Here is a 22,869-nt window from a genome sequence, read left to right as displayed (position 1 = left end):
GCGCTTTTTATTGTTCGAAATATTGTTCATATGGACGAACATCAATTTCCATTTCGGCCAATTTTTTTCGGAGGAATTTATGATCACGTTTTGGTGTCGCCAAAATATAGCCGCGGATAATATGTTCTAGTTTCATTTTTTTTACTTTTTCTTCAAGCATAACCTGTCCGATTCTGCCTGCGATTTTCTGTTTTGCGACCGGACGGAATAGATCGGGAACCGGCTGAACCAACTCATTCAACATCGCCTTTTCTTCATCGCCCCATAAATGAATGGTTTTATCAACGTAATACTCTTCCCAGTTCAAATCTGATAGGCCATCTTGCTTCGGCATGGACTTCAGGAACTTTCTGAACATGAAATATCCTCCAATGGCGAAAAGCCCCACCAGTACGACTACCCAAAATAGGATAAACCACAAAAACCAGCCACTCAGTTCCATATTGTTTCACCTCGTTCTTTCCATTACTTCTATTATAGAAGGGTTTGAAAAGAAATTCATTAAAAATGTATCTCTTTTTTCCAACTGTGTCTATATAGCGAATGAAAGGAGGTGATGAACATGGCCTTTAGTGATTTCAAGAGCGCTAGTATTCGCTGTACGTACGAAAATGGCTTAGACGCCAACGGCAAAGTGAAACGAAAAATCAAAGCGTATCACAATGTCAAAGAAGCAGCGGCGGCAGATGGGATTTTCGAAACAGCAGCTGTCCTGACAAACTTTGGTACAAAGACATTAATGGATGTCGAGAAACAATCCGCACTGACGATTTACCAGTAATCAATAAAAGGGGGAGTACGAAATGGCAAAATCTTTAGAACTGATTTTTACGACGGCTGCAGGAAAAGACGTCACATTGACGGTTGATGAACCGCGTGACAATGTCACAGACGCGGAATTGCTGGCAGGAATGCAGGCAATTATTACCCAAAATATTTTCGAAGTGGAGGGTTCTTCATTCGCGTCGGTAAAAGGAGCACGAATTGTTGAACGGAATGTTGTAGAGTACCAAGTATAAATGAGAAGCTCTCCTAATTTGGGAGAGCTTTTTGAATCTTTGAATTTCTAGGGACCTAAACCATCCTGGCTGTACGGCTGAACAAACGCCGTTTCGCCAGTCCGTCTTATGCCCGTCGAATCTACACGGGCACTTACGCTTTTCATGTTGTCCAGACTCCGGCAGCCAGCCCCTCGAGTCGCTTCAACCTTGTCAACAATGGCTGGGAACCGCCATTACTGGCAAGGCTTCCAGCGCATGTCGGGGCTTAACGGCTGCCTACGCTTTTCTTATTGTCCAGACTCCAGTGCCCAGATTCTAAGGACCTAAGCCATCCTGGCTGTACGGCTGAACAAACGCCGTTTCGCCAGTCCGTCTTATGCCCGTCGAATCTACACGGGCACTTACGCTTTTCTAGAATAGAGGTGAGAACTATGGCAGAGTGGATGCAATGGATTCAGGAACTTGGTTTCCCTATTTTTGTATCTTTTTATTTGATGCACCGTGTGGAAACAAAGTTGGTCGCCATTCATGACGCATTGCTTACATTGAAGCTGTCCTGACTTCACAAATTCGTGACAATGGCGGTTTAAGATGTATTGTGCAGATTCTACACTTTCGCTATGATTAAAAAGATGAAAGAGTGGAGGCAATGGTATGCGATTAATTTATACTTCAATAGTGCTGATCCTGGTGCTGTTGTTATCGGCATGCGGCAGTTCTGAAATCGATGACTTTTCCTATACCGACCACCGTGGAGATTCGGTAAGTTTAGAGGATTTGAAGGGAGCACCATGGCTGGCAACTTTCGTTTTCACAAATTGTGAAACGGTATGTCCGCCGATGACATTCAACTTAAGTGGAATCCAGGAAGAACTGGAGGCAGAAGGTGTGGAAGATTATAAAATTGTGGCCTTCAGTGTCGATCCGAGCATCGATACTCCGGAAACCATGCAGGAATATTTGGACCAGTATTCGGTTCCTGATGAATCGAAATGGCATTTGCTTACGGGATATACACAGCCAGAGATATCGGAATTTGCTAAAGATAATTTCAATTCCTTCGTCCGGGATGATCCGGAAAGTGATCAAGTCATACACGGAACAGCATTTTATTTAGTGGATCAGGAAGGTGTAGTCGTAAATAATTACGACGGCTTTGACAATGTGCCAGTAGAAGAGATTAAGAATGATTTGCGCGACTTGATTGAAGAGCAGTAAAAAAACCGGTCACTGACCGGTTTTTTCTTTGTTTAAAAGATCTCTGATTTCGACGAGGATTTCCTGTGTTTTGTCCAGAACTTCCGGTTCCTCTTCAGCAGGCATATCTTTTTTTCGTTTCAGCGTAGTGAATATGCGGATAACCATGAAAATGGAGAAAGCAATGATGAAAAAATCGATAATTGATTGTATAAATAATCCGTAATTCAGTACTACATCATTGACTGTATAACTCCAATTTTCAACACTGATTCCACCAACCAATATTCCAACCACTGGCATAATGATGTCTTCTACTAAAGAAGTGACCACTTTTCCGAAAGCAGCACCAATCACGACCGCAACAGCCAGATCAAGAACATTTCCTTTCAAGGCGAATTTCTTGAAATCTTCCCACATAAAATTCACCTCCTACTTTTATTTGTTAATTTTATCAGCAATAGTCAAAAAAAAATAGCCGTATACGAAATCTCAAGAAGCAACCTGTCCAGGAGGAAACGGCAATACCGCGGAAGATATGCTACACTGAAACAAATGACAGATTAGGTGTGGAAAAATGAAAAAAAAGAAGTTGCCCAAAAAATACAAGCGTCAAATAGGCTGCCTGATTCTTTTAGTGCCCGCAGCCATCGTTGCTGCGACACTCGGCATGCTTCTTTTTATGCTGTTCAATTCGGTACCCGTGATGGATACACTTAAGGAAGCGCCCAACCGCATCATAGAAATGGAGGTACCGGAAGAGAACATTCCGCTTTATAAAGAAGCAGCAGAAGATTACAATATTCCGTGGACCTTGCTTGCTGCACACCACCGTATTGAAACCAGATTCTCGACGATGGACCCTTTGCTGTCACCGGTAGGGGCCGAAGGGCATCTTCAGTTTATGCCTTGTACGTTCGTTGGGTGGAGCCATCCAACCTGTTCGGGTCAAGGCCAAGGTGAAATTAGTGAAGAAGACAAGACCAATCTGGACGTAATTGCCTATTATGGCGGATACGGTGTCGATGGGAATGGGGACGGCATCGCAGACCCTTATAATTTAACAGACGCTCTGTACAGTGCGGCGAATTATTTATCACAAAACGGAGCAGCTGAAGGGGATCTTGAACGCGCCATATTTCAATACAACCATAGCGATAAATATGTAGCGGATGTTCTTCATTATTATAATCTCTATGAAGAAAAATATAATTAACCGCAAAAAAAAAGAGTGGACCATGGTCCACTCTTTTTTTATTAGGCTCTACGGCCTTTTCTCATAGATCCCATAATCAGGCTAAGAACGAATACAAAGATCAAAGCACCGATTAATGCTGGGATGATTGCTACGCCCCAAATAACTGGACCTAAATCTCCAAGAATCAATCCACCTAACCAAGCACCTACGATACCTGCGATGATGTTACCAATAATGCCGCCAGGAACATCTTTACCAAGAATCATTCCAGCGATCCAACCGATGATACCGCCCATAATCAAGTATAAAATAAAACCCATTTTTTCCAGCTCCTTTTAGAGTAATGTATAATTGCTACACTCTAGGTATAACCAGAATCAGGACATTTGAAACATAAAAGAATAAAAAAGTTATAAAACTTGTGCTCCTAAGGTTGTGGTGAAGTGCTGCAAAGCCCAGTCATGACCTGCTTGATTGAAGCTGGCGACTCCATTTTTATGGATGAAAATTTTGTATCCTTTGTTATAAGCATCAACCGCTGTATGCAGCACACATATGTCCGTGCAGACTCCAACAATGTGCAGTTCCTTAATATTGCGCTCACTCAACAGCAGGTCTAGGTTAGTGCCGGCAAACGCACTGTATCTTGTTTTATCCATCCAAATGATGTGGTCGGCATTCGCTTTATAAACTTCTGCTAGGCGGCCGTAAAGTTCTCTTCCAGCCGTCCCTCTTATATTATGTGGAGGAAAAAGCTTGGCTTCCGGATGGAAGGCATTGTTTTTCTCGTGCAAATCAACGGGCATTACCACTAACTCTTTCTCAGTTAAAAAATCCTCCGTCAGTCTGCAAATTGTTTCTTCAATGGCCTGTCCAGGCTTGCCGCATGTCAGAGCGCCATCGTCCGCTACAAAATCCACTGTGTAGTCCACGACCAGTAATGCTTTTTTCATAAAATTCACTCCCATCTGTTTTCTTGATTATAACGTAAAATGAAAAACTATCTAAAGAAACGACGCTTGCTATAGGTCTTATTTTTCAGTATAATCAGACTATTAATAAAGAAGGGGTGGTCCTGATGCAATATGAAAATGTCGAAAAGCTTGATAAACAAGCAATGGTTTTTGTAGTGATTCACACATTGCTCATTTTTAATTTTGCTTTGGATTTCGGATTTTTCTTATGACCGGAAACACAAAAACAGCCCACCCCAATATTATGGGATGGGCTGTTTTAATGTGTGCCTCTTTTTAAACGGACAAGTGAATCCTTAAGGATCCTGGAAGCTGAGTCGAGAGACACACCCAAAATTTCCTGAATTTCCTCCAAATTCTTGTGTTCAACCGAATACAAGTAATGGACATAGGCAAAGCGGATATCCCCTGACCGCATCGGCATGCCGACAAAAGAGGAAAGTGCTTCAGTGTAATCAGACAGAGATCCCATCTGGAACATCGTGTATTCGTTTTTCACTTTAGATGATAGCAAATATGGCGTACCGCGAAATACGGCGCGTTCGATTCCATCAAGCATAATGGGAATTTCTTTATCCGTAAATTCCAAACGGCATTGATAGCCATCTTTCTTCTCAACTGCTAAAATCAATTTTCCATCGCGGTCATCAAAATTATCCACATCAACTGCTACCATGTCCCGCAGTCGAAGGCCGCGCAAATAGAAAATGTAAAGAATCTTGGCATTCAAAGACAAATGGTCAGCTTCGAGCACCGCATCTTTCTTTTTCAGCAAATCTTCGTAATTTAAATAAATATCGGAAGGCGTCAGATCAAGCTTTTCGCTAAATTTGAACTTGGGCATAAAATCATTCGGAATGCGTCCAATCTGCCACATATAATCGAACCATCTTCTTATATAGATCAGTTTGCGGTTCAGCGTGCTGTCTTTAATACCGGAGGCGTGCTGATCCTGTAAAAATTGCTGTATGTCTGAAGGGCGGATTTCATGCGGTTCCACCGGTTTTTTATACGTATGCCTAAGAAAAGCGAAAAGCGAACGGATCAATTGGACTTCATGGACAACTGTGTTCGGGCTAATGCCATTGTCCAGCCGGAATTTCTCGTAACCATAAGGCATCATACATCACCTCTTCTAAGGAATTTCCTTTAATTATACCATTAATTCAGACAAACAGAACGTATTTTCCCTTATAGGCAACAACTGTAAAGTTCCATTTCAAGAAGTATAAGCGAAATGAAAAACACATAATGCCGTATGTATATAATTCATGCAGATTAGGGTATGTTAATAAGGATAGGCAATTAGATGAAATGAAGGTGGATTCCAGCATGTTCAAAGAAGACAATGCAAAAATCAGAAACCAGATTCTTCAAGCAGTGGAGGGGATGACTGATGAAAAATTAAACAAAAAACCATCACTGGAAGAGTGGTCACCTATTCAGATCCTGGATCATCTTCAGTTGATGGAAAATACTGTTGCCAAAGGTGTTTCACATGAATTGGCAAAAGACACGAGTATAAAAGCTGTAAAAAAACCGATAGCGCTGACTGTCAGCCGTTCGTTTAAAGTAAAAGCACCGAAGCATGTGGTTCCGACTGAAGAGTTTGTTACACTAGAAGAAATGAAAGAGCGTCTGAACGCTTCACATAACTTCCTTTATGAAGTTTATGGTAGTGCAACGAAGGAGCAACTTAAACAAAAATCGATGGACCATCCGGTGTTTGGAAAAGTACCTTTGAGTCAATGGTTCCCGTTTGTTGGCTTGCATGAAAAGCGTCATTTCAAACAGTTGGAAAAGACATTAAGCAAACTCAATTGATTCATTGTATAGTGATTCGAAAAACTTATCACATTGTATAATTTTAATGTAATTTACTTATGCTCCCACTTTCGGTATGATAGAAGAGGAGAAAAGCGCTGTCACGGGCCTTTTCAGAAGATTCAAAGGAGGAACACACACATGGCAAAGAGCAGTTTGCATAACAGCCGCACTTCTTTTGAGCTAAATGGCAAAACGTATAACTATTATCGTTTAGCTGCATTAGAAGAAGCAGGGATCGCTAAAGTATCACGCCTTCCTTATTCAGTAAAAGTTCTATTGGAATCCGTATTGCGTCAGCACGACGGATATGTGATCAAAGACGAGCACGTTGAAGAATTAGCAAAATGGGGCAAAGATGCCAACAAAGAAGCGGAAGTTCCGTTCAAGCCATCACGCGTCATCCTTCAGGATTTCACCGGCGTACCAGTAGTCGTAGATTTGGCTGCACTTCGTTCAGCAATGGCTGAAATGGGTGGAGATCCAAACAAAATCAACCCTGAAATTCCAGTCGATCTAGTCATTGACCACTCGGTACAGGTTGATAACTACGGCACAGAAGATGCACTTCGCATCAACATGGAATTGGAATTTGACCGCAACGCTGAGCGTTACCAGTTCCTTAGCTGGGCTCAAAAAGCTTATGACAACTACCGCGCGGTTCCACCTGCAACGGGTATCGTTCACCAAGTAAACCTTGAGTACTTGGCTAACGTTGTCCATGCAGTCGAAAATGCTGACGGCACATTCGAAACATTCCCTGATACATTGGTCGGAACAGATTCACACACGACAATGATCAACGGAATCGGAGTTCTTGGATGGGGCGTCGGCGGTATTGAGGCTGAAGCTGGTATGCTCGGACAGCCTTCTTACTTCCCAATTCCGGAAGTTATCGGCGTTAAAATGACTGGCGAACTTCCAAACGGCGCTACTGCGACCGATTTGGCGTTGAAAGTCACTCAAACTTTGCGTAAAAAAGGCGTAGTTGGTAAATTCGTCGAGTTCTTCGGACCTGGTGTTACAACATTGCCGCTTGCTGACCGTGCAACGATTGCCAACATGGCTCCTGAATACGGCGCTACTTGCGGATTTTTCCCGGTTGACGATGAAGCGCTTGACTACATGCGTTTGACTGCACGTGATGCAGAACAAATCGCTGTCACTAAAAAGTACTTGCAGGAGAACGATATGTTCTTCACTGTTGAAAACGAAGATCCGATCTACACGGACCTTGTGGAAATCGATCTATCTGAGATTGAGCCAAACCTTGCAGGACCAAAACGTCCACAGGATTTGATTCCTTTGTCTCAAATGAAGCCTGAGTTCAACAAAGCTGTAACTGGCGAAGAAGGACCGCACGGTTTTGCACTTGATGCAGCTGAAATCGCGAAAACGGCAACAGTCAACTTCAAAAACGGCAAAACTGCTGAAATGAAGACTGGTGCATTGGCGATTGCAGCCATTACATCTTGTACTAACACTTCTAACCCATACGTAATGCTGGGTGCTGGACTAGTAGCGAAAAAAGCAGTTGAAAAAGGATTGACTCCACCTGCTTACGTGAAAACTTCATTGGCTCCAGGTTCAAAAGTTGTTACAGGCTACTTGAATGATTCCGGCTTGTTGGACTACATGAACCAAATCGGCTTTAACTTGGTCGGCTACGGCTGTACAACATGTATCGGTAACTCGGGTCCATTGCTTCCTGAAATCGAAGAAGCTATTTTGGACAACGATTTGCTGGTTTCCTCTGTATTGTCAGGTAACCGTAACTTTGAAGGACGCATCCACCCGCTTGTAAAAGCAAACTACTTGGCTTCTCCAATGCTGGTTGTTGCTTATGCACTTGCTGGAACAGTGGATATCGACTTCGCAGTTGAACCGATCGGCACAGACAAAGAAGGCAAAGATGTATTCTTTAAAGACATCTGGCCATCAACTGAAGAAATCAAAAAAGTCGTTAAAGACACAGTTACTCCAGAATTGTTCCGTAAAGAGTACGAGCATGTATTCAACGAGAACGAAGCATGGAATGCGATTGAAACAAATGATGATTCATTGTATGAGTTTGATGCAACATCAACTTATATTCAAAACCCGCCGTTCTTTGAAGGTCTTTCAAAAGAGCCGGCTCCGATCCAGCCATTGGCCGGTCTTCGTGTAGTTGCGAAATTCGCAGATTCTATCACGACGGACCATATTTCACCAGCTGGTGCCATCGGCAAAGATACGCCAGCAGGCCTTTACCTTCGTGAAAACGGTGTAGAACCACGTAACTTCAACTCTTACGGATCTCGCCGTGGTAACCATGAAGTCATGATGCGCGGAACTTTCGCCAACATTCGTATCCGCAACCAGGTAGCTCCAGGAACAACTGGCGGTTACACAACTTACTGGCCAACAGGCGAAACAATGGCAATTTACGATGCTGCCATGAAGTATCAGGAACAAGGCACAGGACTTGTGGTCTTGACTGGTAAAGATTACGGCATGGGTTCTTCACGTGACTGGGCGGCTAAAGGGACATTCCTTCTAGGCATCAAAACAGTCATTGCTGAAAGCTATGAGCGTATTCACCGTTCAAACCTTGTGATGATGGGCGTTCTGCCATTGCAATTCGTCAACGGCGAAAGTGCAGATTCACTTGGATTGACTGGACACGAAACCATCAGCGTCAACTTGTCTGATGACGTGAAACCACGCGACGTCCTAACTGTTACAGCAACTGCTGAAGACGGCAAAGTGACTGAGTTCAAAGTATTGGCACGTTTCGATTCCGAAGTGGAAGTAGATTACTTCCGCCACGGAGGCATCCTGCAAATGGTGCTCCGTAACAAATTGTTGGAAGTATAAGAAAAGCGTAAGCGCCCGTGTAGATTCGACGGGCATAAGACGCACTGGCGAAGTGGCGTTCTTTGCCGCACAGCCAGAGTGGCTTATGACCCTAAAATCTGGGCGCTGGAGTCTGGACAATAAGTATCCAGCTGAAAGTTATAGTTTCATAACGTATAAATAGAACAACAAAAAGGCTGCCAGGGGAATTTCCCCGGCAGCCTTTTCCTTTACCTCTAAAAACAAATTTCTTGTATACTGGTAAAGAGAAACTTCAATCAGTGGGGTTTCATCACCACTGATTGTTAGTTGATCTAATCGGACTTTAACGGGCAGTAAGACTCCCGCATGTAGAAGCGGGAGTCTTACTGCCCGTTAAAGCGGGATAAAGAGGTGAAATGGATATGTACATAAGTGAAAAAGAAATAGAAATCCGTTACGCTGAAACCGATCAAATGGGCGTCGTTTACCATGCCAATTACATCATTTGGCTTGAAATCGGGCGCACTAAGCTCATTGAAGATCTCGGATTCACGTATGCAGGCATGGAGAAAGAGGGGTACTTGTCACCCGTAACTGACATCTCCATACAATACAAGGCGGCTCTTCGTTACGGACAAAAAGCTTTCGTTCGCACTTGGGTGGAAGAGCACGGGCGTTTGCGGACAAAATACGGATACGAAATTGTTCATGAAAATGGTGCGATCGCTGCTACTGCCATTTCTGAGCATGTGGTCGTTAAAAAGGACACATTCCGGCCGGTTTCCATCAAAAAGATTTTCCCGGAATGGCATGAAAAGTATGAAGAAATTAAAAAGCAGGTGCCGAATGGCGTTCGGAATTAAAAGGGATGAATTAGAGCGCTGGAAGCAGGATGTTGACAATGGCGATATTTCATTTTTAACTCATTACTGGGTGGATGACCGCTTTCCTGGATGCAGCACCGTCACTAAAGTGGGCTGCTGCGATCTGGACAAGTTGGAATCCTGGGGTAAACAATATGGTTTGCAGCGTGAGTGGATGGACTTGCGTGGGAAATACCCTCATTTTGACTTGTTCGGAGATCGCCAGCGGGATATTCTGCAGCGAGAAGGACATTTGGAGCAACTGAATAAATTGCAAAAAAGCAAAATAAAAAAGCATGAATAGCTCATGCTTTTTTATTTTTCGTATGAATAATCAAGCTCGTGCAAGTCATCGTTGACACTAACTTGAAGATTATGCCCATCAAAATACCAGACATCGCTCTGTTCGATAAAGTAAGTGACTTGATCCTCTTCGATCTTCACAGCCATTTCATTTGGTTGATCTTTGGTAACCCCAAGGGAAAAACCGGGTTGCAGCTTGCTTGAACCGCCATAGCGGACAAAGAATCGAACTGCTTCTCCAGGGGCCACCTCCATTTCTTCTTTGAACCAATTGAGTGCGTCTTGACTGATGTTGATTTGCATATCACACGTCCTTCCACTGGCATTACCAGTTGATTTTCGGCTCTGTACCTGCACGAATCCGAGCAATATTGGCCCGGTGGCGGAAAATGATGAACAAAGCAAGAATATAAATGACAATCATGAACAGGTAGTCTTCCGTATAAATTCCATAAAAAGTCGTGTAGATGATGAATACGACTGCCAGGATAATGGAAGACAACGACACCATTTTGGTGATCTTCAAAGCAATAAGCAGCACTGCCACCGCCATGATGAACAACGGCCATTGATACCCCAGCAGAATGCCGCCTGATGTAGCAACTGCCTTGCCGCCTTTAAATTTTGCAAACACCGGATAGATATGGCCGATGACCGCAATAACCCCAAGCAACAGCGGATGGATGTCAGTTGCAATGTAGAGAGGAATGAGCGTAGCCGCAGTCCCTTTTAAAATATCCAGCAAAGTGACGGCAATCCCGGCTTTCTTCCCGAGTGTCCGGAATGTGTTAGTTGCGCCTAAATTTCCGCTTCCTTGTGTACGGATATCCGTGTTGTAAAATAGTTTCCCGACCCATAAGGCAGACGGAATCGAGCCAAGCAGGTAAGCTAATAAAATGGGAAGCAGTATAGTCATGATGAACTCCTTTGAAACAACCTTATTTTGTAGTTTCAGTTTACCATGACTCAAGTTCTTTGAACAATAGATGGCAGAATATTCAACAGGCACAAGAAAATCGTGTATGATAGAATAAAAAGGACAGGTGATAAATCTTGAACAATCCTAGCCGCGAAGAAATCAAAAACGTACTTGATCATGCGAAAACCATTGCTGTTATCGGTCTCAGCCCGAATCCGAGCCGAACTTCCTATATGGTATCGGAAGCCATGCAACGGGCCGGTTACCGCATTATCCCAGTTAATCCACAAGCAGATCATGTGCTGGGGGAAAAAAGTTACGCTTCTTTGAGTGAAATTCCAGAAAAAGTGGATATTGTCAACGTATTCCGGCGCAGTGAGTTTTTAGAGGATATCGCAGATGAGTTCATGAAAATCGATTGTCCAGTATTCTGGACACAATTAAATGTAGTGGATGAGAACGTATTCAATCGCTTGACTGATACAGGATATACAGTCATTATGGACCGTTGCATCAAAGTGGAACATGCTATTCTGAAATAAGCCATTACCACTAAAGGGCGCTCAGCGCTCTTTTTCTATGAAGTTTGACAGATGGCCATAAAATAGAATACGATTAAGAGAGATCATTATGCGAACAAATGTTTGTTGGAGGGAATTAGATGGCTAAAATTCAAAATACGGCATACAACGAAGAAGCAATCCAGGTACTTGAAGGCTTAGATGCCGTTAGAAAGCGTCCGGGGATGTACATCGGCTCGACTGATACGCGCGGACTGCATCATTTGGTCTATGAAATTGTTGACAATTCGGTCGATGAAGCGCTTGCAGGATACGGCGATAAGATAACAGTAACGATTCATGAAGACAACAGTATCAGTGTCCGGGACTACGGGCGCGGCATGCCTACAGGAATGCACCGCAGTGGAAAACCTACACCTGAAGTAATTTTGACCGTGCTTCATGCCGGCGGAAAATTCGGTCAAGGCGGCTACAAAACAAGTGGCGGCTTGCATGGTGTTGGTGCCTCTGTCGTTAATGCCTTGTCCAAGTTTTTGGAAGTAACGATTTACCGTGATGGCAAGAAATACCGCCAGCGCTTTGAAGACGGCGGCAAGCCGGTCACAACTTTGGAAGAAATCGGTTCAACCAAAGAAAGTGGAACGACCATCCACTTTTTGCCGGATGAAGCCATTTTTTCGGTTTCCAAATACAATTATGAAACACTCTCGGAACGTCTGCGCGAATCTGCTTTCCTGTTAAAAGGATTGAAGATTGAATTGTTCGATCAACGCACAGAAGCAAAGGATGTATTTCATTACGAAACCGGCATCGAAGCGTTTGTTTCTTACTTGAATGAAGAAAAAGATGTACTGCATCCCGTAGCTTATATCGAAGGACAACAGGACGAAATGGAGATCGAATTTTCGTTCCAGTTCAACGACGGCTATTCTGAAACGATTCTGTCGTTCGTCAATAACGTTCGTACCCGTGACGGCGGAACCCATGAGACCGGAGCAAAAGCAGCGATGACACGTGTCTTTAACGACTATGCCCGGAAAATCAATTTACTTAAAGAAAAAGATAAGAACCTTGAAGGCTCCGATATTCGCGAGGGCTTGGCCGCAATCGTTTCTGTTCGCATACCAGAAGCTATGCTGCAATTTGAAGGACAGACGAAGAGCAAGCTCGGAACCAGCGAAGCACGAAGCATCGTCGATTCCGTAGTCTCACAGAAACTGATGTACTTCCTGGAAGAAAACGCAGATCTCAGCGCTTCTCTTGTACGAAAAGCAATTCGGGCGTCACAGGCTCGACTGGCTGCCAGAAAAGCGCGGGAAGATGCCCGAAACGGCAAAAAACGCAAGAAATCGGATGCGTTGCTTTCTGGAAAATTGACGCCAGCGCAATCGCGAAACGCCTCGAAGAACGAATTGTATCTTGTGGAGGGAGATTCGGCCGGCGGTTCGGCAAAACAAGGACGCGACCGGACTTTCCAGGCGATCCTGCCGCTGCGCGGAAAAGTCGTCAACACAGAAAAAGCAAAACTCGAAGAAATTATGAAGAATGAAGAGATTTCAACGATTATTCATGCCATTGGCGGAGGCGTATCTGCCGATTTTTCTATTGATGACATCGCCTATAATAAAATCATCATCATGACCGATGCGGATACAGATGGCGCGCACATTCAAGTGTTATTGCTGACATTCTTTTTCCGTTACATGAAGCCTTTGATCGAAGCAGGAAAAGTGTTTATCGCACTGCCGCCGCTCTACAAAGTATCCAAAGGTGTCGGCAAAAAAGAAGTAATCGACTATGCTTGGACAGAGGCCGATCTTGATGAATCGATTAAAAAAGTAGGCAAAGGCTATATGCTGCAGCGCTATAAAGGTTTGGGTGAGATGAACGCAGACCAGTTATGGGAAACGACTATGAATCCTGAAAGCCGGACGCTAATCCGTGTGACGATTGAAGACAGTGCACGCGCAGAACGCGGCATCACTACCTTAATGGGTGATAAAGTGGAACCAAGGCGCAGATGGATTGAAAGCAATGTCGATTTCGGACTCGAAGAAGACAGCAATATTCTTGAAAATGATTTGATTCACGCTGAGGAGGAACTTGTATGACACAAACTGAACGATACCAAGACTTGCCGTTGGAAGAAGTGATCGGCGATCGGTTTGGCCGTTACAGTAAATACATTATCCAGGACCGGGCACTGCCAGATGCCCGTGACGGGTTAAAACCTGTTCAGCGCCGTATTTTATATGCGATGTACCATGAAGGAAATACCAATGATAAAGCGTTCCGTAAATCGGCTAAAACCGTCGGTAATGTCATTGGTAATTATCACCCGCATGGAGACAGCTCGGTGTATGAAGCGATGGTGCGTTTGAGCCAGGATTGGAAGATTCGCCATATGCTCGTTGAAATGCACGGCAATAACGGTTCGATGGACGGCGATTCACCTGCTGCAATGCGTTATACCGAAGCCCGCTTGTCTGCTATTTCTTCTGAACTGTTGCGCGATATCGACAAACGCACGGTCGATTTTATCCCGAACTTTGATGATTCCGATATGGAACCGACTGTGTTGCCTGCACGTTTCCCGAATCTTTTGGTGAACGGTTCGACCGGTATTTCGGCAGGTTATGCAACAGATATCCCGCCGCACGCTCTTCACGAAGTGCTGGATGCGGTATTGCTGCGCATGGACAAACCACAGGCAACTGTTGCTGAGCTGATGACCGTCATCAAAGGGCCGGATTTCCCGACAGGGGGCATCATCCAAGGAGTGGATGGCATCCGCAAAGCTTATGAAACAGGAAAAGGCAAAATTATTGTGCGTTCCAAAGCACAAATAGAACCGCTAAAAGGCGGCAAAGAACAGATTGTTATTACGGAAATCCCATTTGAAGTCAATAAAGCCAATATGATCAAGAAAATCGATGATCACCGTTTTGACCGCAAGCTTGAGGGCATTTCTGAAGTGCGCGATGAATCCGATAGAAGCGGTTTGCGAATTGTCATCGAATTGAAAAAAGACGTGCAGGCGCAGGGGATTTTAAGCTATCTTTACAAAAATACGGATCTGCAAGTCAGCTATAACTTCAATATGGTCGCTATCTATAAGCGCCGTCCAACAATGATGACGCTCCAGACGATGCTCGATGCCTATATCGAGCACCAAAAAGAAGTAATCACCAAACGTTCTGAGTTTGATCTGCAAAAAGCGAGCGATCGCATGCATATTGTAGAAGGTTTGATGAAAGCTCTATCGATTTTGGACAAAGTTATTAAAACCATCCGTTCATCGAAAGATAAACGCGATGCCAAAAATAACCTGATTGAGTCATTCGATTTTTCGGAAGCGCAATCGGAAGCGATTGTCTCGCTGCAATTATACCGATTGACGAATACGGATATTACGGACCTGCAAAAAGAAGAAAACGATCTGAAAAAACTGATTGCTGAATTGACAGGCATCCTGACCAGTTCAACCAAATTGAAAAATGTCATCAAGAAAGAGTTGGCAAATATCCGCAAACAATTTGCGGAACCACGCCGTTCGGTCATTGAAGACAAAATTGAAGAAATCACCATTACACGCGAAATCATGATTCCAAGTGAAGAAGTGGTAGTGACTGTAACCAAGGAAGGCTATGTCAAGCGGACCAGCACACGGTCGCATGCAGCTTCAAACGGCAAGGATTTTGCGATGAAAGAATCGGATTACCTGTTGTTTGAAGGCAATTTGAATACGCAGCATACCATTCTGATATTTACCACTGCAGGGAACTTCGTTTATCAGCCAATTAACGAATTGCCGGATATTAAATGGAAAGATCTTGGACAGCATTTATCAAGTATCGTTCAATTGGATGCCAATGAATCCGTCCTCGCGGTATATCCGTTTGAAAACTTTGATGCAGATGCCAGCATCCTAACAGTCTCGAAATTAGGCCAAGTCAAACGCTCTGCTTTGAAGGATTATCACATTCAGCGTTATTCGCGTGCCGTTAAGACGATGAATCTAAAATCAGGCGATGCTATGATTTATGCAGCTCTTGTGACGAAAGAAACCGAATTATTCATAGGAACTAAACAAGCTTATGGAGTTCGTTTCCCGCTTGAGGAAGTGCCGCTTACAGGACTTCGTACGGGAGGCGTCAAAGGCATCAATCTGAAAGACGACGATGAAGCCGTTTCTGCTGTCATGATCGACCCGGAAGTAAAGCAGGAGTTAGTGCTGTTGACGCACCGCGGCGCAGCGAAGAAGATGAAGCTGCAAGAGTTTGAAAGCGGCAGTCGTGCAAAGCGTGGCGTCGTGATGCTTCGTGAGTTAAAATCAAACCCTCACCGGGTGGTCGCTGTCATTGGCGCAACTGGAAAAGAAGAAATCATCTTGGAAACTGAAAAAGGCGTTCGGATTCCGCTGGTTGCCAATTCCCTAAAAAATGTAGACCGTTATTCAAACGGGTCATTCATTGTAGATGAAGCAACTGATGGAAAAGTAGTATCCGCTTGCCGCATCGATAAAAAAGAATAAAAGACAAAGCCCTTTCCATCTGAATAGAGGAAAGGGCTTTTTATTTGCCGTAATCTAAATGGCATAAATAGATTATCCATTCATTCTTAACAAATGTGTTATTCATATTTAATTTATTTTTGAAAATGTATTTTGAATAATTATTTGTGGGTTTATTCATAAGCTTCGTATCGATTTTATAGTAAGACCACAAAAAATTAAAGAAACTTTTCAATGAATTGTCGCAATTTTCTCACCAGGTAGGCGCTCTAATGTGTTAGAGTAGTGAGATAAATAAAAATAAGAAGGTGACATCTATGGCTAAGAGCAACATCACAGAGCTCGACAGAGAAGTAAAGCTATCAAAAGTATCGGTAGAGGAAATAATGGTGGCCAACCAGGCGCTCAAGGATGTCGTCATTAAGACGCCTTTGCAGAAAAATGAATTGTTATCTGCACGATACGAATGCAATGTCTATTTGAAACGCGAAGATTTGCAAGTGGTCCGATCCTTTAAGCTGCGCGGAGCCTATAATTTTATCCGCAGCTTGAGTCCGGCAGACCGTGCCAAAGGCGTCGTGTGCGCAAGCGCTGGCAACCATGCCCAAGGAGTTGCCTACTCGTGCTTTGCTCTCGGCATTGAAGGAAAGATTTTCATGCCTTTGACGACACCGCGTCAGAAAGTGTCGCAGGTGAAACGTTTTGGCGGAGATAAAGTTTCGGTCGTTTTAACTGGTGACACCTTTGATGATTCTTTTACAGCGGCGATGGAATACTGCACAGTTGAAGAAAAAGTATTTGTTCATCCTTTTAACGACAGCCGCATCATTGCCGGACAAGGAACGGTCGCAGTGGAGATTCTTAACGATATGCAAGAATCAGTCGATTATATGTTCTGTGCAATTGGTGGAGGCGGATTGGCGTCAGGCGTTGGTTCTTACCTGAAAGGGATAAGCCCATCAACTAAATTAGTTGGTGTCGAACCGGCTGGTGCTGCAGGCATGAAAACCTCACTGGCCAATGGCCAAGTAACCCGCCTGGAGACGATTGATACTTTTGTTGATGGTGCTGCTGTCAAGCAGGTTGGTGATGTTTCCATGGCCATCTGTTCAGATGTGCTGGATGATATCGCACTGGTTCCAGAAGGCAAGGTCTGTACAACGATTCTGCAATTGTACAACGAGAATGCCATCGTTGCAGAACCCGCTGGAGCGTTATCAGTTGCCGCTCTTGATTTTTATAAAGATGACATCAAAGGCAAAAATGTCGTATGCGTCATCAGCGGCGGCAATAATGACATTGAACGAATGCAGGAAATCAAAGAAAAATCGTTGATCTACGAAGGATTAAAGCATTATTTCATCGTCACTTTCCCGCAGCGTGCAGGAGCGCTCCGCAAATTCATGGAACAGGTTCTTGGCGAAACGGATGACATTACTCATTTCGAATACACCAAACGGACAAATCGTGAAGAAGGCCCTGTATTGGTCGGTATTGAATTGAAATGCCAAGAAGACTACGAGCCGCTAGTCAAACGCATGGCGGAAAACGGCTTTCCTTATAAAGACCTGAATAATGATTCCTTGCTGTTCAATTTATTGATTTAACAGCTTGTGTTTGGATTACACTATAAAAAGGACGTTCCCGATGTGTGTATTGGCACATGACTGAGCGTCCTTTTTAATTTGTTTGGTGACGACATGAAACATTCCTTAGATGGTATAGTGAAAGGACTCCAATAACGAGGTGAAACAAATGGGAAATCGGTGTTTATGGGCGCAAAGCAACGCTCAAATGCAAGCTTATCATGACGAAGAATGGTGCAGACCAAGCAGGGATGAACGCTATATTTTCGAAATGCTGACCTTAGAAGGCGCGCAAGCCGGCTTATCGTGGAACATCGTGCTATCAAAACGTCAAGCTTACCAAGAGGCTTTCCATCAATTCGATATCGTACGATGTGCAGAATTGTCGGATGCCGATTTGATGTCCATCAAAGAAAATTACGCTGTCATCAAACATTTGGCGAAGCTTCAATCCGTACGCAGCAATGCTCAGGCGGTTTTAGCTATTCAAAAAGAATGGGGCAGTTTTGCAGAATTCCTGTGGAGCTACACAGAGGGCAAGCCAGTTTTGAACAAGTGGGAGACTGATGGCCAAATACCGGCGCAATCGCCTGTTTCTGTCAAACTAAGCAAGGATCTTAAAAAGCGGGGTTTCAAGTTTGTTGGACCAGTGACAACTTACTCGTTCATGCAGGCAATTGGAATGGTCGATGATCACATTGCGAGCTGTGCATATCGTACGCAAAATCATTAAAACTAGTTGGGAAATTGATTTCATAATTGCCCATACTGAATAAAAACAAGGGAGAGGAGAAGGTCAGTTGGTGCTTCTCTACTCCTTTTTTTAATTTCAAAAGGAATTTCCAGATAAAAGCAGAATAAAGGTAAAGAAGGCGACAGTCAACAGCTCGTCCCAACGCAAGAAAGAATCGATAGATGAGCTTACGGTAAAATTAGACAATAAGAGCACCTCGTTCGTTTTAGATGGATGCTATGGCTATATTCCTTTGTATTTAAATTTGTTATCGCCGGCTTCTTTTTTCACTAGAGCTTATGGGCTTTCTGCGGTAAACTAAATGATAAGAAGCATACTTTTTTCCTATAAAATGATACAGTCGCCCTTTTTATTGGGAAAACAACACATAAAAGGTGAAGAAGAGCTTGGATGCTATCCAAATAAAACCATTTATTTGAGTGTATATAAATGTATTTCTATAAGTTATTTTAATCGTTTCTAGTATTTTTCATGCAATTGACTGGTATTCCAAGTGAGTAAAAGAAGCAGAAAAAATGAGATGCGGAAGGAGATACATGATGTTGAACTCAAAATACTTAGACCTATTAGCCCAAAAATACGATAGCGAAGAAAAAGTCGCCACGGAAATTATCAACCTGGAAGCCATACTGGATCTTCCAAAAGGGACGGAGCATTTTGTAAGCGATTTACACGGAGAGTTCCAGGCTTTTCAACATGTCCTGCGAAATGGTTCCGGAAATGTCAAAGTAAAGATCAGAGACCTTTTCAAAGATGAACTGAGTGAAAAAGAGCTGAATGAATTTGCGACATTGGTCTATTACCCTGAAGAGAAATTGCGCTTGATCAAAAGCAATTTTACCAGCAAAAAGGAGTTGCAGGAATGGTACATAAACGTCATTGAGCGGATGTTGAAACTGGTTTCCTATGCTGCCTCTAAATATACCCGCTCAAAGTTACGCAAAGCATTGCCTAAGCAATTTGTCTATATCATTGAAGAGTTGTTGTACAAGACGGACGAGTTCAAAAACAAAAAAGATTATTATGCGAAAATGGTGGATCGAATCATCTCTTTGGGGCAGGCTGATAAGCTGATTATCGGGTTGGCTTACACCATGCAGCGGCTGACTGTAGACCATCTTCATGTGGTAGGAGACATTTACGACCGGGGGCCGGATCCGCATAAAATCGTGGATACGCTCATTGATTATCATTCTGTCGATATCCAATGGGGCAATCACGATGCTCTTTGGATCGGTGCGTTTGCGGGATCGAAAGTATGCTTGGCGAATATTGTCCGGATCTGTGCCCGCTATAATAATTTAGATATCATCGAAGATGTTTACGGCATCAATTTAAGGCCGCTGTTGAATCTGGCAGAGAAATACTATGATGACAATCCGGCATTTCACCCGAAACGAATTTCGGGTGAAATGCTAACGGAGCAGGAACAGCTGCAAATCACTAAAATTCATCAAGCCATTTCCATCATTCAGTTTAAACTTGAAAGTCCCATTATCAAAAGACGTACATGCTTTGATATGAAAGACCGGCTTTTGCTCGAGAAAGTCGACTATGACACGATGGAAGCGACCATCCATGGAAAAACTTATCCACTAGAAAATACCTGTTTTGCGACCGTCAATCCTGAGCAGCCGGATGAGTTGCTGGAAGAGGAGGAGCAAGTAATCGATAAGCTGTTATTCTCCGTCCAACATTCCGAAAAACTTGCCAGACACATGAATTTTCTGATGAAAAAAGGCAGCTTGTATTTGAAATATAACGGCAACCTGCTTATCCATGGCTGCATACCGCTGGATGAGGAAGGCAATATGGAGAAGATGGAAATCGACGGCAAAGAATACGCCGGCCGAGAACTGCTGGATGTTTTTGAGCATTATCTCCGCTATGCATTCGCCCATCCTGAAGAAACCGACGACTTTGCGACAGATATGGTTTGGTACTTGTGGACCGGGGAATATTCGTCCCTCTTCGGCAAGCGGGAAATGACGACATTTGAACGGTATTTCATTAAAGACAAAGAAACACATAAAGAACGAAAAAATCCGTATTATTATTTGCGTGAAGATGAAAATATGTGCCGCAAGATGCTCACAGAATTCGACTTGAACCCGGATCATGGTCGCATCATAAACGGCCATACACCCGTTAAAGAACGGGATGGAGAAAATCCGATTAAAGCGAATGGCAAGATGCTTGTTATTGATGGCGGATTCTCGAAAGCTTATCAATCGACTACCGGAATTGCCGGCTATACTTTGCTGTATAATTCTTACGGTATGCAATTGGTAGCCCATCAGCTGTTTAATTCAAAAGAAGAGGTTCTGCAAAAAGGAACAGATGTCTTGTCTGTCAAAAGGCTAGTCGATGAAGAACTAGAAAGAAAAAAAGTAAGGGAAACGAATATCGGGGAAGCTTTACTGCAAGAAATCTCGAACTTGAACAGCTTGCGGGAATATCGCTACATGAAGTGACCGCCGTTTCAAGCGGCAATTGAGTTGCACGAAAAAAGGAAGAGCTCGCGCATTTTGCGCTGCGGCTCTTCTTTTTGTGTGTGATGTGGTTTGTTGGTACACGGATTAGATTAATTGGTGTTCACCAAAGCGCCAAAATATTTACCCTTTTACAGAGTCGCTAACTTCAACGGTTTTTCTTTTCAGCGCATGATGCTGCTCCACTTTTGGTCCAAGCTGAAACAATAGGACGCCTCCGCTAATCAGGAGGACGCCGAGCAAGGACTGCCAGGTGAAAGCGACTTTTTCCAGCCCGAACCATCCAAGTGTATCCCACATTAGGCCAAAGAAAATCTGCGATACCATGATAAGGGAAATGGCCCGACTGGGTCCGAGAATTTGGACGCCTTGAGTGACACAGGCCACAACGCCGACTCCGAGGATTCCGCTGAACCAGAACCAGGGTTGTGCATGGAACTGAAAAAGAGAGCCTCCTTCAAATGCAAGCCCCGCAAGCAGTGAAGCTAAAAACCCGAGAAGCAGAACGAGAGCCGTTGTAGACCAGACGCTGACCTGTTTTTTGACATTGGCATTGAATGTATTTTGAAGACAGACGAACGCGCCGCCCATTAATGCCAGTAGGATGCCGAGTGCCATATGCTTGTCTCCTATTCGTAAATATTTTGACCTGCTTGACCAAGCAGGGAAGCGCGGTCAAGAATGGTGATTTTTCCTCGTTTTTTTATAATCCAGCCGGCCTGTTCAAATTGTTTCAGGACACGGTTCAAATGACGGTAACTGGTGCCGATCAAATCGGCCATATCAATAAGGGAAGTGGAATCGAGTTTTGGCTGCGTCGGTGTCATGGCCAATAGGTAACTCGCTATGCGAACATCTACTGGGTAAAGTAAGTTGAAATTCATAGCTTGAGTTTTTACTTCGAATTTACGTGTAATGGTCTCAAGCAAAAACTGAAGCCACAATGCGTTATCTGCCATTTCTTTTCGCAAAACCTTATAAGGAATACAGATGACCTGGGTTGTCGTGACAGCTTCCACCGTGTTGATAAGTGGACATTTTTGTACGTATTCAATATCGCCCACCAAATCAAAAGAGCTTTTAAATGCCAGAATAAGGCGTTTTCCCTCAGGAGATAACATCGAGATTTTCAGCTTTCCCTCAACCAGCAAATAAAGCGTCTGCGGATCGTCTCCTTGAGAAAGCAAGCGTTCTCCGCCAGCCAAGCTTTCCAGCAGCATCGCCTGCTGGACCTGTTCTGGAAACAACTTCGTCAACTGGTGCTGTTGTAAATATTCCATGATTGCCTGTTTCATTTCTCTCCTCCTTACCACTTCAAAATGATAACACCTGCCACCATCAGCAGAAGTCCAACAATCTGCATTCGTCCTATTTTCTGCTTGGCCATATCAAACCAGCCCTTGCTGTCGATCATGACTGCTGCAATAAGCTGGGCAATCAGGAAAATGCCGATTGTCAAGGTCACACCCATCCGGTGGACCGCTGTCATATTGCTATAGAGTACAATAGCTGCCAGCATACCGCCGGATGCGTAGAGTGGAGAGACTTGACTTAAGTTCTGGTACGACCGGTCACGCAGGATGAGAACGATCAATAAAGCCAGGACGAAACCTGTGAATTGGGTCATGGTGGCAGCTTGCCACGTGCCGATGCCTTCACTGATTCGAGCATTTGCGACACTTTGGAATGTTAGGAAAAATCCGCCCGCCAATGCAAAAAAGATCCCTTTCATTCAGTTCACACACCTTTCTGTCATCTTACTGTACGGCTGTAGAAATAAAGTGGAAAGGACATATGTCCCATCGATAGAAGGGTTCAATTACTACTATAACCGATTTGTAGGAGGTGTTGAAAACGGTGCAGAAAATAGGAGTGGCTGTATTCAATTATTACCTGCAAAGGCATTT

The 22,869-nt window shown here is 43.8% G+C and carries 25 protein-coding genes; 15 read left to right on the top strand and 10 right to left on the bottom strand.

The window, feature by feature from the left end; all coding sequences use genetic code 11:
- Nucleotides 1-7: 7 nt before the first annotated feature.
- Nucleotides 8-442 carry a DUF2621 family protein gene (locus FQV26_RS10055; RefSeq protein WP_146557346.1) on the bottom strand — a complete coding sequence of 145 codons (435 nt, stop codon included), beginning with the start codon at nt 440-442 and terminating at the stop codon, nt 8-10.
- Nucleotides 443-562: 120 nt separating this feature from the next.
- Between FQV26_RS10055 and FQV26_RS10050 the strand changes: the two genes are divergently transcribed.
- From FQV26_RS10050 to FQV26_RS10035, 4 genes are all read left to right on the top strand, one after another.
- Nucleotides 563-781 (top strand): DUF1659 domain-containing protein, encoded by a 219-nt coding sequence (locus tag FQV26_RS10050; RefSeq protein WP_146557345.1) that lies wholly within the window; start codon nt 563-565, stop codon nt 779-781.
- Nucleotides 782-803: 22 nt separating this feature from the next.
- Nucleotides 804-1,019 carry a DUF2922 domain-containing protein gene (locus FQV26_RS10045; RefSeq protein ID WP_146557344.1) on the top strand — a complete coding sequence of 72 codons (216 nt, stop codon included), beginning with the start codon at nt 804-806 and terminating at the stop codon, nt 1,017-1,019.
- 413 nt (nt 1,020-1,432) lie between these two features.
- The gene (locus FQV26_RS10040) at nt 1,433-1,561 is read left to right on the top strand and encodes a YvrJ family protein (protein WP_142827916.1); all 129 of its coding nucleotides are present in this window, start codon (nt 1,433-1,435) and stop codon (nt 1,559-1,561) included.
- A 94-nt stretch (nt 1,562-1,655) separates the two neighbouring features.
- Entirely contained in the window at nt 1,656-2,219 is a 564-nt protein-coding gene (locus tag FQV26_RS10035; RefSeq protein ID WP_146557343.1) for an SCO family protein, read from the top strand.
- A 9-nt stretch (nt 2,220-2,228) separates the two neighbouring features.
- Here the strand turns inward: FQV26_RS10035 and mscL are convergent, their stop codons facing one another.
- Complete coding sequence (mscL, locus tag FQV26_RS10030; protein WP_146557342.1) at nt 2,229-2,618, bottom strand: large conductance mechanosensitive channel protein MscL; 390 nt, start codon at nt 2,616-2,618, stop codon at nt 2,229-2,231.
- A gap of 157 nt (nt 2,619-2,775) precedes the next feature.
- On the opposite strand from mscL, the gene FQV26_RS10025 reads away from it, so the two are divergent.
- Nucleotides 2,776-3,414: a lytic transglycosylase domain-containing protein gene (locus FQV26_RS10025; RefSeq protein WP_146557341.1), complete on the top strand. Its 639-nt coding sequence runs from the start codon at nt 2,776-2,778 to the stop codon at nt 3,412-3,414.
- Between the two features lie 41 nt (nt 3,415-3,455).
- Here the strand turns inward: FQV26_RS10025 and FQV26_RS10020 are convergent, their stop codons facing one another.
- From FQV26_RS10020 to FQV26_RS10010, 3 genes are all read right to left on the bottom strand, one after another.
- The gene (locus FQV26_RS10020; protein WP_146557340.1) at nt 3,456-3,716 is read right to left on the bottom strand and encodes a GlsB/YeaQ/YmgE family stress response membrane protein; all 261 of its coding nucleotides are present in this window, start codon (nt 3,714-3,716) and stop codon (nt 3,456-3,458) included.
- 90 nt (nt 3,717-3,806) lie between these two features.
- Nucleotides 3,807-4,349 carry a cysteine hydrolase family protein gene (locus tag FQV26_RS10015; RefSeq protein ID WP_146557339.1) on the bottom strand — a complete coding sequence of 181 codons (543 nt, stop codon included), beginning with the start codon at nt 4,347-4,349 and terminating at the stop codon, nt 3,807-3,809.
- 280 nt (nt 4,350-4,629) lie between these two features.
- Complete coding sequence (locus FQV26_RS10010; protein ID WP_261384302.1) at nt 4,630-5,493, bottom strand: site-specific integrase; 864 nt, start codon at nt 5,491-5,493, stop codon at nt 4,630-4,632.
- A gap of 209 nt (nt 5,494-5,702) precedes the next feature.
- Between FQV26_RS10010 and FQV26_RS10005 the strand changes: the two genes are divergently transcribed.
- From FQV26_RS10005 to FQV26_RS09990, 4 genes are all read left to right on the top strand, one after another.
- Nucleotides 5,703-6,194, top strand: coding sequence for a DinB family protein (locus tag FQV26_RS10005; protein WP_146557338.1), 492 nt, complete (start codon nt 5,703-5,705; stop codon nt 6,192-6,194).
- Nucleotides 6,195-6,335: 141 nt separating this feature from the next.
- A complete protein-coding gene (gene acnA / locus FQV26_RS10000; RefSeq protein WP_146557337.1) occupies nt 6,336-9,050 on the top strand; it encodes an aconitate hydratase AcnA in 2,715 nt (904 codons plus the stop codon).
- A gap of 383 nt (nt 9,051-9,433) precedes the next feature.
- Entirely contained in the window at nt 9,434-9,874 is a 441-nt protein-coding gene (locus FQV26_RS09995) for an acyl-CoA thioesterase (protein ID WP_146557336.1), read from the top strand.
- Nucleotides 9,858-10,178, top strand: coding sequence for a hypothetical protein (locus tag FQV26_RS09990; RefSeq protein ID WP_146557335.1), 321 nt, complete (start codon nt 9,858-9,860; stop codon nt 10,176-10,178). The genes FQV26_RS09995 and FQV26_RS09990 overlap by 17 nt, the downstream gene beginning before the upstream one ends.
- An 11-nt stretch (nt 10,179-10,189) precedes the next feature.
- Here the strand turns inward: FQV26_RS09990 and FQV26_RS09985 are convergent, their stop codons facing one another.
- Both FQV26_RS09985 and plsY read right to left on the bottom strand, forming a co-directional pair.
- Nucleotides 10,190-10,480, bottom strand: a complete 291-nt coding sequence (locus tag FQV26_RS09985) for a HesB/YadR/YfhF family protein (protein ID WP_146557334.1) — start codon at nt 10,478-10,480, stop codon at nt 10,190-10,192.
- A 22-nt stretch (nt 10,481-10,502) separates the two neighbouring features.
- Nucleotides 10,503-11,093, bottom strand: coding sequence for a glycerol-3-phosphate 1-O-acyltransferase PlsY (gene plsY / locus FQV26_RS09980; protein ID WP_146557333.1), 591 nt, complete (start codon nt 11,091-11,093; stop codon nt 10,503-10,505).
- A 137-nt stretch (nt 11,094-11,230) separates the two neighbouring features.
- Here plsY and FQV26_RS09975 point away from each other — a divergent pair, with 137 nt between their 5' ends.
- From FQV26_RS09975 to FQV26_RS09950, 6 genes are all read left to right on the top strand, one after another.
- A complete protein-coding gene (locus tag FQV26_RS09975) occupies nt 11,231-11,638 on the top strand; it encodes a CoA-binding protein (RefSeq protein ID WP_146557332.1) in 408 nt (135 codons plus the stop codon).
- Between the two features lie 119 nt (nt 11,639-11,757).
- Nucleotides 11,758-13,728, top strand: coding sequence for a DNA topoisomerase IV subunit B (parE, locus tag FQV26_RS09970; RefSeq protein WP_146557331.1), 1,971 nt, complete (start codon nt 11,758-11,760; stop codon nt 13,726-13,728).
- On the top strand, nt 13,725-16,151 hold the full coding sequence (parC, locus tag FQV26_RS09965) for a DNA topoisomerase IV subunit A (RefSeq protein ID WP_146557330.1): 2,427 nt from the start codon (nt 13,725-13,727) through the stop codon (nt 16,149-16,151). Before parE ends, parC begins: the two co-directional genes overlap by 4 nt.
- A 296-nt stretch (nt 16,152-16,447) precedes the next feature.
- A complete protein-coding gene (gene ilvA / locus FQV26_RS09960) occupies nt 16,448-17,737 on the top strand; it encodes a threonine ammonia-lyase IlvA (protein WP_146557329.1) in 1,290 nt (429 codons plus the stop codon).
- A gap of 148 nt (nt 17,738-17,885) precedes the next feature.
- The gene (locus FQV26_RS09955) at nt 17,886-18,449 is read left to right on the top strand and encodes a DNA-3-methyladenine glycosylase I (protein WP_146557328.1); all 564 of its coding nucleotides are present in this window, start codon (nt 17,886-17,888) and stop codon (nt 18,447-18,449) included.
- Nucleotides 18,450-19,012: 563 nt separating this feature from the next.
- Nucleotides 19,013-20,944 carry a fructose-1,6-bisphosphatase gene (locus tag FQV26_RS09950; RefSeq protein ID WP_146557801.1) on the top strand — a complete coding sequence of 644 codons (1,932 nt, stop codon included), beginning with the start codon at nt 19,013-19,015 and terminating at the stop codon, nt 20,942-20,944.
- A 141-nt stretch (nt 20,945-21,085) separates the two neighbouring features.
- On the opposite strand, the gene FQV26_RS09945 is transcribed toward FQV26_RS09950, so the two are convergent.
- From FQV26_RS09945 to FQV26_RS09935, 3 genes are read right to left on the bottom strand one after another with little or no spacing between them, the layout of a single operon-like run.
- Entirely contained in the window at nt 21,086-21,580 is a 495-nt protein-coding gene (locus FQV26_RS09945; protein ID WP_146557327.1) for a DMT family transporter, read from the bottom strand.
- Nucleotides 21,581-21,591: 11 nt separating this feature from the next.
- Nucleotides 21,592-22,257 carry a Crp/Fnr family transcriptional regulator gene (locus FQV26_RS09940; protein ID WP_146557326.1) on the bottom strand — a complete coding sequence of 222 codons (666 nt, stop codon included), beginning with the start codon at nt 22,255-22,257 and terminating at the stop codon, nt 21,592-21,594.
- 11 nt (nt 22,258-22,268) lie between these two features.
- Nucleotides 22,269-22,694 (bottom strand): DMT family transporter, encoded by a 426-nt coding sequence (locus tag FQV26_RS09935; RefSeq protein WP_146557325.1) that lies wholly within the window; start codon nt 22,692-22,694, stop codon nt 22,269-22,271.
- Nucleotides 22,695-22,869 lie beyond the last annotated feature (175 nt).

Origin of the sequence: Planococcus sp. CPCC 101016 (assembly GCF_007859295.1) — a bacterium.
Taxonomy (GTDB): Bacteria; Bacillota; Bacilli; order Bacillales_A; family Planococcaceae; genus Planococcus.
This window is presented reverse-complemented; position numbering and strand designations above follow the sequence as displayed.

Excerpts from the sequence above, each read along its gene's own strand:
- FQV26_RS09995 (WP_146557336.1), top strand. The coding sequence starts at position 9,434 with ATGTACATAAGTGAAAAAGAAATAGAAATCCGTTACGCTGAAACCGAT.
- FQV26_RS09990 (WP_146557335.1), top strand. The coding sequence starts at position 9,858 with ATGGCGTTCGGAATTAAAAGGGATGAATTAGAGCGCTGGAAGCAGGAT.
- FQV26_RS10040 (WP_142827916.1), top strand. The coding sequence starts at position 1,433 with ATGGCAGAGTGGATGCAATGGATTCAGGAACTTGGTTTCCCTATTTTT.
- plsY (WP_146557333.1), bottom strand. The coding sequence starts at position 11,093 with ATGACTATACTGCTTCCCATTTTATTAGCTTACCTGCTTGGCTCGATT.
- FQV26_RS09985 (WP_146557334.1), bottom strand. The coding sequence starts at position 10,480 with ATGCAAATCAACATCAGTCAAGACGCACTCAATTGGTTCAAAGAAGAA.
- ilvA (WP_146557329.1), top strand. The coding sequence starts at position 16,448 with ATGGCTAAGAGCAACATCACAGAGCTCGACAGAGAAGTAAAGCTATCA.
- FQV26_RS10025 (WP_146557341.1), top strand. The coding sequence starts at position 2,776 with ATGAAAAAAAAGAAGTTGCCCAAAAAATACAAGCGTCAAATAGGCTGC.
- parE (WP_146557331.1), top strand. The coding sequence starts at position 11,758 with ATGGCTAAAATTCAAAATACGGCATACAACGAAGAAGCAATCCAGGTA.
- FQV26_RS10015 (WP_146557339.1), bottom strand. The coding sequence starts at position 4,349 with ATGAAAAAAGCATTACTGGTCGTGGACTACACAGTGGATTTTGTAGCG.
- FQV26_RS09935 (WP_146557325.1), bottom strand. The coding sequence starts at position 22,694 with ATGAAAGGGATCTTTTTTGCATTGGCGGGCGGATTTTTCCTAACATTC.
- FQV26_RS10055 (WP_146557346.1), bottom strand. The coding sequence starts at position 442 with ATGGAACTGAGTGGCTGGTTTTTGTGGTTTATCCTATTTTGGGTAGTC.
- FQV26_RS10045 (WP_146557344.1), top strand. The coding sequence starts at position 804 with ATGGCAAAATCTTTAGAACTGATTTTTACGACGGCTGCAGGAAAAGAC.
- FQV26_RS10010 (WP_261384302.1), bottom strand. The coding sequence starts at position 5,493 with ATGATGCCTTATGGTTACGAGAAATTCCGGCTGGACAATGGCATTAGC.
- FQV26_RS10005 (WP_146557338.1), top strand. The coding sequence starts at position 5,703 with ATGTTCAAAGAAGACAATGCAAAAATCAGAAACCAGATTCTTCAAGCA.
- FQV26_RS09940 (WP_146557326.1), bottom strand. The coding sequence starts at position 22,257 with ATGAAACAGGCAATCATGGAATATTTACAACAGCACCAGTTGACGAAG.
- FQV26_RS09955 (WP_146557328.1), top strand. The coding sequence starts at position 17,886 with ATGGGAAATCGGTGTTTATGGGCGCAAAGCAACGCTCAAATGCAAGCT.
- mscL (WP_146557342.1), bottom strand. The coding sequence starts at position 2,618 with ATGTGGGAAGATTTCAAGAAATTCGCCTTGAAAGGAAATGTTCTTGAT.
- FQV26_RS10020 (WP_146557340.1), bottom strand. The coding sequence starts at position 3,716 with ATGGGTTTTATTTTATACTTGATTATGGGCGGTATCATCGGTTGGATC.
- FQV26_RS09945 (WP_146557327.1), bottom strand. The coding sequence starts at position 21,580 with ATGGCACTCGGCATCCTACTGGCATTAATGGGCGGCGCGTTCGTCTGT.
- acnA (WP_146557337.1), top strand. The coding sequence starts at position 6,336 with ATGGCAAAGAGCAGTTTGCATAACAGCCGCACTTCTTTTGAGCTAAAT.
- FQV26_RS10050 (WP_146557345.1), top strand. The coding sequence starts at position 563 with ATGGCCTTTAGTGATTTCAAGAGCGCTAGTATTCGCTGTACGTACGAA.
- FQV26_RS10035 (WP_146557343.1), top strand. The coding sequence starts at position 1,656 with ATGCGATTAATTTATACTTCAATAGTGCTGATCCTGGTGCTGTTGTTA.
- parC (WP_146557330.1), top strand. The coding sequence starts at position 13,725 with ATGACACAAACTGAACGATACCAAGACTTGCCGTTGGAAGAAGTGATC.